Annotated in this window: 17 protein-coding genes, 1 tRNA gene and 1 pseudogene; 4 read left to right on the forward strand and 15 right to left on the reverse strand. The window is 43.4% G+C overall.

Features of this window, described 5'->3' with window-relative positions:
* Window position 1 precedes the first annotated feature (1 nt).
* From infB to rimP, 5 genes are read right to left on the reverse strand one after another with little or no spacing between them, the layout of a single operon-like run.
* A complete protein-coding gene (gene infB, locus EST42_RS02405; RefSeq protein ID WP_134644055.1) occupies window positions 2-2,251 on the reverse strand; it encodes a translation initiation factor IF-2 in 2,250 nt (749 codons plus the stop codon).
* A 12-nt stretch (window positions 2,252-2,263) separates the two neighbouring features.
* Entirely contained in the window at window positions 2,264-2,569 is a 306-nt protein-coding gene (locus EST42_RS02410; protein WP_134644056.1) for a YlxQ-related RNA-binding protein, read from the reverse strand.
* Window positions 2,559-2,858: an RNase P modulator RnpM gene (gene rnpM / locus EST42_RS02415; RefSeq protein WP_134644057.1), complete on the reverse strand. Its 300-nt coding sequence runs from the start codon at window positions 2,856-2,858 to the stop codon at window positions 2,559-2,561. Before rnpM ends, EST42_RS02410 begins: the two co-directional genes overlap by 11 nt.
* Window positions 2,859-2,870: 12 nt before the next feature.
* Window positions 2,871-4,010, reverse strand: coding sequence for a transcription termination factor NusA (gene nusA / locus EST42_RS02420; RefSeq protein WP_043708405.1), 1,140 nt, complete (start codon window positions 4,008-4,010; stop codon window positions 2,871-2,873).
* A gap of 19 nt (window positions 4,011-4,029) precedes the next feature.
* Window positions 4,030-4,716: a ribosome maturation factor RimP gene (gene rimP / locus EST42_RS02425; RefSeq protein ID WP_134644058.1), complete on the reverse strand. Its 687-nt coding sequence runs from the start codon at window positions 4,714-4,716 to the stop codon at window positions 4,030-4,032.
* Window positions 4,717-4,972: 256 nt separating this feature from the next.
* On the opposite strand from rimP, the gene EST42_RS02430 reads away from it, so the two are divergent.
* A complete protein-coding gene (locus EST42_RS02430) occupies window positions 4,973-5,218 on the forward strand; it encodes a hypothetical protein (RefSeq protein WP_245150341.1) in 246 nt (81 codons plus the stop codon).
* A gap of 99 nt (window positions 5,219-5,317) precedes the next feature.
* Here the strand turns inward: EST42_RS02430 and EST42_RS02435 are convergent, their stop codons facing one another.
* From EST42_RS02435 to EST42_RS02445, 3 genes are all read right to left on the reverse strand, one after another.
* Window positions 5,318-5,668, reverse strand: coding sequence for a hypothetical protein (locus EST42_RS02435; protein WP_134644059.1), 351 nt, complete (start codon window positions 5,666-5,668; stop codon window positions 5,318-5,320).
* Window positions 5,669-5,676: 8 nt separating this feature from the next.
* Window positions 5,677-6,783, reverse strand: a complete 1,107-nt coding sequence (locus tag EST42_RS02440; RefSeq protein ID WP_134644060.1) for an alpha-hydroxy-acid oxidizing protein — start codon at window positions 6,781-6,783, stop codon at window positions 5,677-5,679.
* A 146-nt stretch (window positions 6,784-6,929) separates the two neighbouring features.
* Entirely contained in the window at window positions 6,930-8,138 is a 1,209-nt protein-coding gene (locus EST42_RS02445) for an MFS transporter (protein WP_134644061.1), read from the reverse strand.
* Between the two features lie 159 nt (window positions 8,139-8,297).
* Between EST42_RS02445 and EST42_RS10445 the strand changes: the two genes are divergently transcribed.
* Entirely contained in the window at window positions 8,298-8,465 is a 168-nt protein-coding gene (locus EST42_RS10445) for a hypothetical protein (protein ID WP_167711040.1), read from the forward strand.
* A gap of 72 nt (window positions 8,466-8,537) precedes the next feature.
* Entirely contained in the window at window positions 8,538-10,043 is a 1,506-nt protein-coding gene (locus EST42_RS02450; protein ID WP_134644062.1) for a helix-turn-helix domain-containing protein, read from the forward strand.
* Window positions 10,044-10,230: 187 nt separating this feature from the next.
* Here the strand turns inward: EST42_RS02450 and EST42_RS02455 are convergent, their stop codons facing one another.
* The 5 genes and pseudogenes from EST42_RS02455 to EST42_RS02470 form a co-directional block, all read right to left on the reverse strand.
* Window positions 10,231-10,704: a hypothetical protein gene (locus EST42_RS02455; RefSeq protein WP_134644063.1), complete on the reverse strand. Its 474-nt coding sequence runs from the start codon at window positions 10,702-10,704 to the stop codon at window positions 10,231-10,233.
* Window positions 10,705-10,984: 280 nt separating this feature from the next.
* Complete coding sequence (locus tag EST42_RS10450; protein WP_167711044.1) at window positions 10,985-11,134, reverse strand: hypothetical protein; 150 nt, start codon at window positions 11,132-11,134, stop codon at window positions 10,985-10,987.
* 149 nt (window positions 11,135-11,283) lie between these two features.
* Window positions 11,284-12,463 (reverse strand): annotated as a pseudogene (gene aroC / locus EST42_RS02460) (chorismate synthase).
* A 202-nt stretch (window positions 12,464-12,665) separates the two neighbouring features.
* The gene (locus tag EST42_RS11325) at window positions 12,666-12,791 is read right to left on the reverse strand and encodes a hypothetical protein (RefSeq protein ID WP_280633860.1); all 126 of its coding nucleotides are present in this window, start codon (window positions 12,789-12,791) and stop codon (window positions 12,666-12,668) included.
* A 705-nt stretch (window positions 12,792-13,496) separates the two neighbouring features.
* A complete protein-coding gene (locus EST42_RS02470) occupies window positions 13,497-13,733 on the reverse strand; it encodes a PhzF family phenazine biosynthesis protein (protein ID WP_167711046.1) in 237 nt (78 codons plus the stop codon).
* Window positions 13,734-13,930: 197 nt separating this feature from the next.
* Between EST42_RS02470 and EST42_RS02475 the strand changes: the two genes are divergently transcribed.
* Window positions 13,931-14,134 carry a hypothetical protein gene (locus EST42_RS02475; protein WP_134644065.1) on the forward strand — a complete coding sequence of 68 codons (204 nt, stop codon included), beginning with the start codon at window positions 13,931-13,933 and terminating at the stop codon, window positions 14,132-14,134.
* Window positions 14,135-14,445: 311 nt separating this feature from the next.
* Here the strand turns inward: EST42_RS02475 and EST42_RS02480 are convergent, their stop codons facing one another.
* Window positions 14,446-14,754: a carboxymuconolactone decarboxylase family protein gene (locus tag EST42_RS02480; protein ID WP_134644066.1), complete on the reverse strand. Its 309-nt coding sequence runs from the start codon at window positions 14,752-14,754 to the stop codon at window positions 14,446-14,448.
* A 391-nt stretch (window positions 14,755-15,145) separates the two neighbouring features.
* Window positions 15,146-15,218, reverse strand: a tRNA-Arg gene (locus tag EST42_RS02485).
* Window positions 15,219-15,310 lie beyond the last annotated feature (92 nt).

Raw genomic sequence — 15,310 nt, forward strand, 5'->3', positions numbered from 1 at the left:
ATTAGCGAGGAATCTCAACCATTTCGTAGGCTTCGATTACATCACCAATCTTTTCATCATTGTAGTTTTCAATCGTCAAACCGAAGTCGTAACCGTTCTTAACTTCCTTAACGTCATCCTTAAAGCGACGCAGAGAAGCAAGCTTACCGTCAAAGATAACGATACCATCACGGATCAAGCGAACTGAAGAGTTACGCGTAATCTTACCTGATGTCACCATACCACCGACAATCGTTCCAATCTTAGAAACCTTGAACAACTCACGTACGTCAGCTGTACCAACAATTTCTTCCTTGAACTCAGGATCCAATTGACCCTTCATAGCAGCTTCAATTTCATCGATTGCGTTATAGATAACATTATGCAAACGAATATCAACCTTGTCTGAGTCCGCTTGTTGACGAGCTTGTGGCGTAGGACGCACGTTAAATCCAACGATAATCGCACCAGAAGCTTCAGCCAACGTGACATCAGATTCGTTAATCGCACCAACAGCCGTGTGCAAGATATCAACCTTAACACCGTCAACGTCAATCTTACGGAATGAACCGGCCAATGCTTCAACAGAACCTTGCACGTCAGCCTTGATAATAACTGGAACAGACTTCATTTGCTTTTCTGCCATCTTGTTAAACAAGTCTGAAACAGAAACGACGTTGTTACGGTTACGATCAGCAATCAAAGCACGCTTAGCACGCTCTTCACCAGCTGCACGGGCAGTCTTTTCATCTTCAAAGACGACGAAACGGTCACCAGCAGATGGTACATCATTCAACCCAGTAATCTCAACTGGTGTTGAAGGAACAGCTTCCTTAACACGACGGCCACGGTCGTTCGTCATTGTACGAACACGTCCGTATGTGTTACCCACAACAATTGGGTCTCCAACGTGCATCGTTCCTTGTTGCACCAAGACCGTTGCAATTGTTCCGCGACCCTTGTCCAAACGAGCTTCAATAACAGAACCAGCCGCACGTTGATCAGGGTTTGCCTTCAACTCCAACACGTCAGCCGTCAACAAAATCATCTCCAACAATTCTTCGATGTTTTGACCAAACTTGGCTGAAATGTTGACGAAGATTGTGTCTCCACCATACTCTTCTGGGATCAATTCGTATTGCATCAATTGGTTGATAACGTTTTCTGGGTTTGCACCAGGCTTATCAATCTTGTTAACTGCAACGATAATTGGTGTACCAGCTGCCTTGGCGTGATTAATCGCTTCAATGGTTTGTGGCATAACACCGTCATCGGCAGCCACAACCAAGATTGTGATATCCGTGATATCAGCTCCACGAGCACGCATCGCCGTAAAGGCCGCGTGTCCAGGCGTGTCCAAGAACGTAATCACGCGACCTTCATCAGTCTTAACTTGATAAGCACCGATGTGTTGCGTGATTCCACCAGCTTCACCTTCTGTAACGTGTGAGTTACGCAAGTAGTCAAGCAAAGTCGTCTTACCATGGTCAACGTGTCCCATGATCGTAACGACTGGGGCGCGAGGAGTCAAGTTTTCTGTGTTTTCTTGCTCTGCTTCAAAGAACTTGTCGATGTCGGCAATGTCGACTTCAACCTTTTGCTCGGCTTCAATACCGTAATCGGCAGCCAAGATTTCGATTGTGTCAGCATCCAATGATTGGTTTTGGTTAACCATCACACCCAACATGAACAACTTCTTGATGATTTCCGTGGCATCACGGTGAATCAACTTCGCAATATCTTGCACGTTCATGCCAACTGAGTAAACCAAAGTTTCTGGTAATGGTTGGTCCTTACGTACTGTTGGTGCTGGTCGGTTTTCGTTATTACGGTTACGACCAGGTCCCTTCTTACCCTTCTTTTTGTTACGGTTATTACCGTTCCAATTGTTGTTTGGGCGACCGTTGCTTCCACCGCGGTTGTTGTTGCGGTTGTTATTGTTGTTACGGTTACCACCTTGGTTACCGTTACCATTGTTTGAACGGTTTTGGTTACCTTGGTTGTTGTTACGGTTTTGGTTATTACCACCGTTATTTTGGGCTGCCTTAGGAGCGTTGTTTTGGGCAGGCTTCTTCGGTGCCTCGGCCTTCTTTTCGGCCTTTGGTGCTGCCTTAGCAACTGGTTTTACGGCATTCGTCAACGTTTTCACCGCCTTATCGTCAATTGTTGACATGTGGTTCTTAACGTCCAAACCAGCCTTTTCAGCTGCTGACACTAAGTCCTTTGATGAAACATCTAATTCCTTCGCCAATTCGTAAATGCGCTTGGTCATGTGTCATCCTCCCTAGATTTCTAAGTATTCCCGCATCTTTTTCGCAAATCCTCGGTCAGCTACTGCAATGACAGTACGCGCTAATCCGGTTGCGTCAGCTAATTCTTGTCGTGTCAAAGCGGTTGTAAATGGCACGTTATAGCTGGTTGTCTTATCTGTAAATTTTTTCATACTACTTGCACCGCCATCTTTAGCAAAGAAAACTAAACTTGCTTTACTGTTTCGAATTGAGCCAAGTACCATATCCTCACCGGTCACTAGTTTGCCAGCGCGGCGCGCTAAACCCAATAAGTTTAAAAGTTTTTGCTTATTTTGCATCGCCAAACAATTCCTTACGTGCAGCTTGGTGCTCGACGTAGGCAATCAACTCATCATAGAAGTTATCATCAAGCTTCGTTGCAAAAACACGATCAAACGTGCGCTTCTTCTTCGCCATCTCGGCAACTTCAACTGACAATGAAATATAGGCCCCTCGACCGTTTGCACGGTTGGTTGGATCAAGTTCAACGTTACCTTCGGGGGTACGTACGATGCGCACGAGTTCCTTCTTCGGTACCATTTCACCGGTTACGATGTCTTTTCGCATTGGAATCTTACGTGGCTTCATGAGCACACCTCCTTAGGCTTCTTCTGATGCCTCGAAGTCGTCGGCCACATCAGCTTCGATAACTGGTGCGTTAGCGGCTTCGTTTTCCTTGTTTGCCATGTCAGCAACAACAGCGTCACGTTCGCTTTCAGGCTTGATATCAATCTTGAAGCCTGTCAAACGGGCAGCCAAACGGGCGTTTTGTCCACGCTTACCAATAGCCAAAGACAATTGGTAATCAGGAACCAACACCGTTACAGCGCGGTCGTTTGTTGGATCAAAAATAACATCGACGACTTCAGCAGGGTTCAAAGCATTCTTGATAAATTGGGCTGGATCTTCTGTCCATTCCACAATATCCATGTTTTCGCCTGACAATTCAGTCACAACGGCTTGCACACGGGCACCACGTTGACCAACCATTGTTCCAACGGCATCCAAGTTGCTGTTATGTGAATAAACCGCAATCTTTGAACGATCACCAGCTTCACGAGCGATTGACTTAATTTCCACCGTACCATCAAAGACTTCAGGTACTTCGGCCTCGAACAAACGCTTAACCAACTCAGGGTGTGTACGTGAAACGAACACTTGAGGTCCCTTTTGTTCGTTTTGAACTTGTGACACCAATACCTTAATTTTGTCACCCATCCGGTATGACTCATTTGGCATTTGATCACCTTGCTTCATGGCAGCTTCTTGGTTACCAGGCAAGATAATGTACAAGAAACGTGAATCTTGACGTTCAACTTCTCCCGTAATAACCTCGTTCTCATAACCGATAAACTTGTCATAAACAACGCCACGCTCAGCTTCACGTACCTTTTGCATAATGATTTGCTTAGCTGTTTGGGCAGCCAAACGGCCAAAGTCAGCCGGTGTTACTTCAAAACGGATTTCATCCCCAATTTCGTAAGCCTTGTTCAATTCCAAAGCTTCTTCCAAAGTGATTTGTTCATAAGGTTCGTCGATTTCTTCAACAACCGTCTTAACTGAGTAAACCTTGATGTTACCCTTCTTTTGATCGAATTGAACCTCAACGTTTTCTGATTCGTCGTAGTTCTTTTCGTAAGCCTTCTTCAACGCTTCTTCGATCGCTTCTACCAAGACTTCTGCCTTGATACCCTTTTCTTGCTCCAAAGCGTCAAGGGCGTTTACTAATTCCTTACTCATTTGGATTCTCCATATAAAATTAGAAGTTATTTGCTTGACGAGCTTGTGCAATTGCGTCGCGCGGGACGTCAACCGCAGTGTCATCGTCCAAAGTGATTGTCAACGCTTCATCTGAAACCGTCGTTAACTCACCCGCAAAGTCTTTCTTACCATCGATTTTTTGATAGGTTGATACACGAACCATCTTGTTTATTGCCCACTCGAAATCTTCCGGTGTCGTCAAGATGCGATCCTGGCTAATCGTCAAGTTTGCTTGCTTAATTGCTGTACGTGGTACATCAATGCGTTTACGCTTACCCTTGACTGTAATCGCCAATGTCAACATATCGTCAGTGGCGGCAAGCAATTCACCGTCAAATTCATTTTCTCCGTCCACCTCTTGGTTTAAGGCAACGTGAATATATTTTTCGAGCGCCCATTCGTAATCTTGTGGCCGCTTTAATTCACGTTCTGCCCCAGGAGATGAGACATCCATCAAGTATGCCTCAGGGAATGGATCTGGTTCAATTTGGTCCATACGCTCACCAATCGTTTCGGTTAACATAACTAAATCGTCCATGTTAATTGCACCGTCAAGACGATCAACTAACACACGGAGCACCATATCTGATCCTTGTTTCTCGTAAATCACATCCCAGAGATCAAACCCTTGGTCTGCCAACTCAGGCGCTAGGACAGCTTGCACTGTTTCTACAACGTTTGTCATATTATTCCCTCCCTTCGTTCCGTAAAATCATCTATGTCAGAGGTAAAACCCTAAAAAAATGAGCGGCCAAGGAATTTCGTTCCTGGCCACTCAATTAAGAGCTTATTCATTAACAGTTATTATAATAACACCATTCTGGTGGAATAGCAACTTATATCACACTGTATATGTGTTGGCACCCTATTTTAAATCATTCTAACAATTCGTCTGTATAATGCTGGTATCTATCCGAGAAACACACAACAGGAGGCTACCCATGCAAACAGAACAACTTATTTTAACGGCCCTCAACACCGTTCGCCAGGCGTTTGTTCACGGTCGCTCCATCGATCCCACCGATTGGTCTACAATGGCGGCCACCACAGCCGTTCAAAAACACCTTGCAGCCGCACCAAGCATTAACGACGATACAGTTACTATTGATTTTTATCGAGGCGTCAAACAGCCATTGGTTGTCTTTTCATATAATCATGACGGTAAAGTCATTGCTGGTGAGACTTGAACCTGGATTAGGTTAGAGGAAACCTTGGTTGCAAACGGTACCGCATTTCGTCTGACGAGTACCGATACTGTCGATCGCCTAAATATCCTACTCGGCCAATCAATAGCTCACTATACAAAATAACGTAAAACCATTCGCTTCATAGAAGGCTTGAGTCCCTTCGTTGTGAGCATATGCCGTTGCAACCTTTGCACCGCGTGGACCACTACGCATAAAGACTTCACGTAATAGTGCCGCATCAACCCCAGCTGCCTGCAGGACTTCAGATAAAACGAGCCGCTTAATGTGCACCTCGGCACCCATAAATTCAGCAATTATCCCACCAACTGGCATTTTTTGGTCGTTTAACACGGCAATCGCAATGTCAGCGTCTGGCGTCGCTATTTCGCGACCCAGAATTCGATTTAGGTGGGTGTGTAGTTCAGTTACGGTCGTCTCTTTTAGTTCCATTGATATCCTCAAAATTTTGCATCGATAATTTTGGCATGTTGCAACTCGGCTACCGTGTGTGCACCCGTCAATTGCATCACAATCTTTAATTCTGTTGCCAAATGCTCATACACCGATTGTACACCAGCCGCCCCACCTTGGTTCAACCCCCAAAGCATCGGGCGACCAAGTGCGACAACATCTGCTCCTAGCGCAAGTGCCTTCGCAACATCCTCACCACGCCGGATACCAGAATCGAAAATAACCGGTACACGGCGGTTAACAGCCTTTGTAATCGCCGCCAACGTATCAATAGATGCTGGTGCACCATTTAGCTCACGGCCACCATGATTAGACACCCAAATACCGTCAGCTCCGGCCCCATTTGCAGCCAGTGCATCGTCAGGATCTTGAATGCCTTTGACAATGACCGGCAAGCCGTGGGCCATGTCCTTGACCTTATTAATATCGCGCAACGACAAATTTTGCTTTGCCCGTGCATAAATATCAGCAATCCCTAACCCTTCACCAGAACCGGCGGCATTCGAAAACGCTGCCAAATTCTCCATTGGCAATGGGAACGTAAAGTTATTAATAATATCGGCCTCACGATAACCACCTAACGTGGCGTCAGCGGTCAAAATAATGGCCTTATAACCGTTGTTAACTGCTTCGTCTAACAAATACTGATTAAAATCATCATCACGGGACATATACAATTGGAAAAACTTGGGCGTATCGGGCGCCGCACTAGCTACATCCGCAATACGTGAATTACCATACGTTGATAGACTAAAAATCGACCCTGCAGCACCAACTCCCTTGACCGTAACTTGTTCACCATCTTGGTGCATCAGCCCGTGCGCTGCAATCGGTGCCGCAATCACGGGCATCGCAAGCGGAATATCGAACAATGCCGTACTCAAATTAGGCGCCGAAATGTCTTGCAACATACGTGGAATTAATTGATAGTGGCGAAACGCTTGTTCGTTATCTCGCAACACTTGTTCGTCCGAAGAACCACCATCCACGTAGCCAAACGCTCCCGCTTCGGTGTCGCGCTTTACGGCCTCACGCAACCGTGGCAAGTCAATAATGGTTAGCTTTTCTTCTTTTGTACTGCCTTGATAAGTCATCAGAATTACCTTCTTTTCTTGTTAATTAAGTTGCAGAACACTTTTACAACTTTTAGTTTAGTCCGCTAACAAAATTATGGCAGAAAAAAGGTGTAACCGTTTGCATAAAAAAGCACCTAACAGGATTGTTAGGTGCCAAAATCGCATTAGTGCGCATCAACTTGTGGTGCCACATCGTGTTCGTGATTATAAAACTTGTAGTATAAGAGACCAGCAATCACCGGAATAATAGCCGCAAGTAGGTACAATTCGCGGAAACTTATCAACTTTGCAATGTCACCTAAGACGAATGGGCCAACACCAATTCCTAAGTCTAAACCAATGAAGTACGTTGACAACGACACGCCTACTCGTAAGGCATTAGGTGCCATCTTCAAAGCCACGGCCTGTCCATTCGACATAAATGTTCCATAACCCAATCCGATAAATGCACCAGCAACCAACAACGTCACCCCAGAATGTGTCAAACCTAAGATAACTAACCCAATCGCAAGTGAGATATACGATGGGTACATCACATAATCCTCACCCTTCACGTCGAAGATTCGACCAGCCATAGGACGTGTAATGGTAATGACCAAGGCGTACACCACAAAGAAGAACGAACTAATCCCCACAAGGTGAATCGTCTTTGCATAAGATGAAAGAAATGACAACACTGATGAGTAAGAGAAGCCCATCAAGAAGCCAATGCTAGCAATAAAAATCGTATTGCGTTCAATCAAATTATCAAATGTCATATGACGCAAATCGGCTTTCCGTTCGGGGGTCAAAACCAAATTACGGACTGGCAAAATCAGTGTCGCAATCGTGGTCAACAAAATCAATGCAGATGACACTTCCACAATAAAACGGAAATTCGTCAAGTTAAGCAAGATCATTCCCACAAACGGTCCAATGGCTGCAGCCAGTGACGTGCTCAATCCATAGAAGTTGATTCCCAACCCCTTTTTATCCTCTGGAATGTAGTCTGTCACAATGGCATTTGTGGCAGTCGAAGCCATACCATAAGCAAAACCATTGACCAAACGAACAACAAACATCACCCCAATATTAGGAATCACTAGATAGGCAAGTGTCGAAACCAAATATAGAATCGCACCGTAGCGCAGTGACTGCTTACGACCAATGATGTCAAGTTGCTGTCCAATGAATAAACGAGCAAGCAACGTTCCAATAACGTAAATTCCTGATGCTAGCCCCGCTTGAGCTAAACTGGCGTGCAAATTTGTGTGTACCACAACGGCAATAATCACCATTAATAGATAGTACACTAAGTAAATGACGAAATTAATCGCCGTAATGCTGACAAATCCGGCATTCATAATACTGGTGAGCGGCTTTGAATCATTCATAATCAACAACTCTCGCTTTCATAACGTAATGTCCTTAATCATAGCGAAGCTGGCTTCGTTTCCAAAAAACCATTTTTTCAAAATTTAAAAACTCATTTTTGTTCCGACCTCGTGTTCTTCCTATAATAAAATCATTCAGTAACAGGAAGGATGTCAATAATGACTCAATCTAATGAACAAATCGCACACGATCTAGCGGTTGCAATTGCTAGCCAACATTATTTAAAGAGTTCTGTGCGCAGCTTTCACAACGCCATTACGGATTACGATGAAATTTACGACGAACTACTTGCCGAACTTGCCAAGATAACACACATTGCGGTATAACAAAAACATAACAGCGCTTATGAAAAGGCAGTGCGTGCACTGCCTTTTTATGTGTTAATTGGGAGACTTTCAATGGAATGGCTATTACACAAAAAAGAGTTAGATAAACTAACCCTAAAAAAACACTTACTGGAACAACCGTATACCTTAGTACCGATTAAGCAAGTTATTAATCAACTCGGTTGGTCAAAATATTTGGTCATGCATTATGGGCAGGAATTAATTGACGACATCGAGAGACTTTCACCAAACGAGCAATCGTACATCACATTTGACGCCAGTAATCAACACTTCATCGTCCAATCAGGTCATACAATTAGTCTCCATGACCTCACCTTAGATTATTTAAACCGATCGCCAAAATATCATATGCTGCTTGCCTTATTTTTGGAAAATTTCCAGTCTGTCGAAGATTTTGCCGCGCAACATGACTTTTCAACGCCCTATGTCCGCGACGAATTGCGTGAGCTTGCTGAACATCTGGCACAACAGCATATCTTTGTGACAGATAGTTTCACCTTAAATGGCAATGAAAAGGATATTCGTTATTTTTTCTTTCGCATTTTATTTGACTACTATTATCAACAAGCTAACCCCCTCACCCCAGATGCCCAAAATTGGGCAGCCCAACTTTTCAACACACTCTCACGTGTCACTACAGCAACTATCACACCTGCGATGCGCGTCGTCATGCAGTTTCAACTCGGCTTGTGGTATACCCGAATGAAGCATGGTCACATCATTTCATTGACCGACTCGACGCCAGTTCTCCGTGATTTGGTAGATTTGCCTAGCGAGAACGCCGCCTTTCCCATTACCTTGATGAACACACTTCAAACGGTGCTTGGTCTAGATATCCCGGCGGCCCATGATGAAACGCGTTTCGCCCTCAGTGCCTTATATGCCTTTGGGTTTGCCCGCAAGCATGATTTCATGCAATTAATGCCTACGCAAGCGATTACCCTATTTTCGGTCATCAACAACTGTATTCGTGTTTGCCTGCCTCGCTTCTTAGGAAACCCTGGTTTGCTAACGCCTGAACTAATGACTGATTTAGTAGATGATTTGTACACGTCTAACCTACGCCTAGTCTACTTCCATAGTGAGTTGCGTCCAGAGCCCAATATTATAGACGCCTTCCATCAATTCCCAATTTATGCGGAATTGACGATGACAATCATTAAAGAAATTGTGAAACAAATTAAATTACCGTTCGAAACTGTTCGTAATACTTTATTTGAGGATTATTTCAATACCTTCATAACCCGAATTCCACGTGAAGATGCGCTGCCACTCGTCACAATTGCATTAGATTTTGTAGACAACGAAGCCCTAAAGCGTCGCCTAATCCAACGATTGCAGGGTTTTCTTAGCATCAATATCTTTATTACAGACACACAAATCACAACTGCTGACCTCGTCATTTCAAACATTCATTTGAATTACGAAGAGCAACAAACCATCGTCTTACGGCATAGTCCAACATTGGCTGAGCTTAATGAGATTCGGCGAACGGTCAAAGAAATTACAATCGCAAAGTTTGAACGATTTACTGGACAAACCCTTTCCAATTTTTAAAACAGCTTTTTAAAAATTGGAAATATCGTTTTTGGCGCCCTCGTCACTTTCAGTTATGCTATATTCTGTGGTTGCCAAGGCGTGATGCCATAATTTTTCTTAATATAAGTGACAACGAACAAACACGCCTTGCAGCCATGATTATTCAAAAAACGTGCCGACTAACCACCGGCACGTTTTTTAACAACTAAATCAACGTAAGTTTTTCGATTATTAATTCGGGATGCACGATAATCATTGTAGTTGTTTCTTCAACTGCGTAACCCGCATCTTCAAAAGCAACTTGCACCTGGCGTTTATACGCAACCCACAACCGCATATCAGCTTGTATTAAAACATCAATTTGATTTAGTAGCTCACGGGCATTCTCGACTGTTGCATCGGCCCGGATTGTTTCGCGAAATTGATCAACATATTCTTGTGAAAAATAGTGTGGCATCTTAAGCTCACTAACCACTTCAGATAATAAGTGATCAACTTGCACATTTTCTGCCAGTACCATCATTTTCTTAACGGCCAGTTCAATGGCTAATTCCGTTAAGTATGTATTGGTTAAGTGCAGTGCCACATTACACAGCGGTGATGTTTCATGCTGACGTCGGCGCTGTTCTAATGCATCTCGTACAGTATTATGTGTTGGATTTTGATAGGTTATTGGCAATATCCTCCTCAAATTTCTTAATCGTACTGAATAGGTTTAAATATGTCGCGTCAAACGTATTGTTGAAATTCGATACCTTCATGACTAGACATTCTAATACCAGCTTGCTATAGTTAAGTTAATGCATGGAATAAGCCATGTAATACACGATTCTAAAAGACACCGCTGATTAGCGGTGTCTTTTGTCTACCAACAAAAAAGAAAAGACAACACCCAACCGGATGCTGTCTTAGCAGTCATTATTCAGTTTTTTGCACGACTTTTAATCATGAATCGCCCGTTAGCTCAAACCATGACGATTGATTTCACGATATAGCGCCGTCATTGAGGCATTTGCCAAGCGTGTGCTACGCTTTGCCACCATCACATGCTTGATGCCAGCAGTTTTTAGAACAGACTTTGCCCATGCCTTAGTACCAGTTAAAACCATTGTTGTTTCCTCCTTTGATTTTCTCTATATTTACGTACGAGCACAGCTTAACATATTCAAAAACCAACATGCAAAGAGACCTAAAAGTCACTTTAAAATCCTGAATGTTCTCTTGCATCCAAACATAACGGGAACATTTGTTGGGGCACTTAGAATAGCCGAACCTCTTCGCGGTACACGGTAACCTGCTCTTTTAATCGATCGAAATTATCAGCATCAAATTTATCTAGAACCGCTTTAGCCAATTCAATAGTGACCATCGCTTCCGCAATGACGACCGGTGCCGTTACCGCCGTTGTATCAGATCGTTCAATCGACGCACGGTGATTCTCGTGCGTATCAATATCCACACTTTGCATCGGTCGATAAAGCATTGGGATTGGCTTAACTACCCCACGTACAACAATCACACCCCCAGTTGTCATGCCGCCTTCAAAACCGCCCAGGTTGTAAACTACCCCGCGTAAACCCCTTGTCTGCATCCCAAAAAATTTCATCCATCACCTGATCGCCAAATTTTTCAGCATTTTCAAAGCCACCGCCAAAATCAACGCCCTTGAACGCATTAATACTAATAATGGCCCGCGCAATTTTTGCATCTAACTTTTCAGTCGCTGCAACGTAAGACCCCAACCTAACTGGCATCCCCGTCGCCATTACTTGCACCGTACCGCCGACTGTATTTGCATCTCGTTTCGTCCAGTCGATAACAGCTTGCATCGCTTGATTGCCCTTTTCATCCAGGGCCCGCGTTGGGAAAGTTTCCGTTACAGCCCTTAATTCCGCAAGATTTTGGAACGTCGTTAAACGTTCTAGATTACTAAACGTCGACCCAATATTTCGCACAAAACCATGTACATCAACACCAACTTCTCGCAATAGCGCTTTAGCAACGGCACCTACCGCAACACGCATTACCGTCTCACGCGCAGATGAACGTTCCAACACATTTCGTAAATCAGACTGATGGCGAAATTCAATGCCCCCGACTAAATCAGCATGCCCTGGCCGTTGTCGCATGACCTTTCGCATCGAATTTTCTGCATCCGCTGGCGTATTTGGATCCATAATCTTACGCCAATGATTGTGATCATCATTATGAACGTTAAGAGTGATTGGCGAACCAAGAGTGACCTGATGGCGAACACCCGACAGAATGGCTACGGTATCTGTTTCAATCACTTGGCGTTGCCCTCGGCCGTACGCATGTTGACGCCGTGCTAATTCATGATTAATCATATCAGTTGTCACGTTTAACCCCGAAGGAATCCCCTCAATAATTGCCATTTCTTCTGGTACATGGCTTTCACCTGCTGTCATGTATCGCATGCTATTTTTTTCGATTTCTGTTCAATTTCTATCCACTACGCGCATAGTGTGTGTCCCAACTAATATGACATTAATGACGCACACGCCTAACAAACTCTGCATAACCTGTGCCAAGTGCTGTGTCGCAAATTGTCCGGTGATGGTTGGCATCAATAACACCGCAAAGCTACCTGCAAAAAAGTACCAACCAGTCGTGCGACCGTTAAGCCCTGGATTGTGTGCAATTCAATTGCGCAACTCCAGGTTGTAACGCGCCACTAGTGGCCGACATACCAAACTCATCTCCCAGAGCCTTCGCAACCCGCTTTGCTACCTCTTCATGGTTCATATTGTTCCCCTTAAAATATAGTTATGGAACCGGTTTCGTTTCTGTATGGGTTAATTGTAACCGTTTTCAAAAAGGGAACAAGTTCAAATTTTGCTTATTCTGGACAATAAGACCGCAAAAAATGCCCGATGACTACGACACATCATCAGGCATATACGTCTTACAAGTGAATTTTGAGTCATTACCTGCAACAGTTCCTCGCACGATTACTGGACAAATTTACGTATCAAACAACTTCTAAGACTGTTACATCGTCAACATAACTAGCTCCCCCAAACATTAACACCTATGATTTCATCTTGCTTATCAACAGAAAGCTTTACGACGATTTCTGAAGGACTTACCAAATTAGCTCCTTGATAAAAAATGTACTCTTTTTGACGCCGAATATTCTTCCTGAATAGATAGCACGCCAGGACACGGTTTGACGTGCCAGTTCTCGTTGATACCATACAACGGTACAAAATTACGGCAGACAATATCCGTCTCTGATGAACCAAATACATGCATACCAATAACCCCATATTGCTCACTAAGTGCCGCTATTGCCTGCCAATTAGGCTTTAGGGCGTTGAAATCATTGACATTAACCGGCACCAAATTATCTTTCCCACCTTTAGATACCACTTAAATATCATAGTTATCATTAACCGCTGAAATATCGACGGCCTCGCTTAACTTAGACTTTTCAATCTTTTCAAAAAATTACGATGGCTGCTGTTTCATAAATGTTCTTTTTGCCTGGACTTCGATCGGAATAATCCCCGCCTTGGTTTCAATTGTGTATCGGTTCGGTACAACCTTTCCAAGTTCCCGCATGAGGGTAAAATAGGCAATCGTTGCATGAGCACATAAATCCACTTCGCTCGTTGGCGTATAATACTCAAATTTGAAATCAGCTTGATCGGAACCGGAAATAAAGGCCGATTCAGAAAAAACCAAAATAGTCTATCAACTCAATACAAAATCTAATCAAAATTTTAGTATCATTTTGCAAATGTTTCTTATGTTTGGTTTCGTTTTTAAGTGTTCAAAAGAACACAAAATATATAATGGGAGAACTCTTATTTTGATAAATAAAAAGTCAATTACTACTTCACTGATGCCGGCAACATTTCTACAAGAGGCGCTCTTGTTTCATGGTATCAACAATGAAATTGTCAGCTAAGTCAAAAACAGCCGCTATTTTTGGCAGTTTAACAACACTTGTAGCGTTAATTCTTAGTGCCTTATTTCCAAAAGTAAGTATCACTATTTTAGTTGTTTGGTTAATAGCGTTCATTATTGGTGTATCAAAAATTTCTCATTCAACGCCTAAAACTAAACAATTTTTGCCTCTATGAGGAATACTCAAACGGTTGGTTATGAACATAAAAAGAGTCAGCAAATGTGACGTCCCCCAAAAATTTGAAATAACTTTCGAGGAGGGAGTTCTTATTTATTGGCGGCCTAATTACTTCCGTTAGAAACGGCTATCCCACATACGGCGATGAGCCAACCGTTGTATCGCCCGAACGGACCATGTTCAAAATACAAACGCCAATGTCGCTTACCAACCCGCTTTGGACCATTACAGCAAGTAATTGATTGTTGTTTATTGTGTAATTACACGGATAAATACAAAAATACCATCACCCCGACACCGCTCTACTAGCTAGTTGTTAGAGCAGCGTCGGGGTGATGGTAATACTAGAAAAAATAAATCGGCATACGCTCTGCGCGCTTGCGGATAAGTAATTGAACCACCACCAATTACGCCCATCTTGATTGCATCTTTTATTTCACCCAAAGATATACCTAATTTAATACAATTTCCAAGGTGAAAATCAACACGCTCATCACAACGGGTTGCGATTGAAATTGATAATCCCATCAACTCCTTATAGCGCATTGGAATTGCACCATCAGCATATACCTCGTCATCCAATGCGGAGAATTGTTCAAAGAACGAGTCATTAGTCATTTAGTTTGTCTTGTACTCGTTATGATTATTGACCGCCAATTCGCGGAATAGCTCAATTTGAATCTTAACGGCTATCAACAAACTCCGGCATCTTGTTTTTTGCTCGCTAGGTGTAGCTTCATATTCGAGCCATTTGGCTAATCAATCATCGCGTACTCGCCCAGTAAATGAGCAGAATTACACTCCGCAATGCGTTGATGTTATTGGAGTTGTCGCCATTTTAAATTTTTCGTCTCGGGTTGCCCTTTTCAAACGTGTGGGTACCATGTAAGGTACGAATGTAGCTGACGTAAAATGACGTAAATTTCGAATAACCAAAAAAGAAGTAAGCAGTATCATAATCGTTGATACCGCTTACTTCAAGCAATCCACTACTGTAAAGTAGCTTCGATGGGCCTAGCAGGACTCGAACCTGCAATACCCGGTTCGTAGCCGGGGTGTTTATCCAATTAGCATATAAGCCCAATAAATATTTAATTTGATTCTAAATCTAGAATCAGAAGCGAACAACGGGATTCGAACCCGCGACCTCTACCATGGCAAGGTAGCGTTCTAC

Origin of the sequence: Weissella cibaria (assembly GCF_004521965.1) — a bacterium.
In the GTDB taxonomy this organism is placed as follows: Bacteria; Bacillota; Bacilli; order Lactobacillales; family Lactobacillaceae; genus Weissella; species Weissella cibaria_A.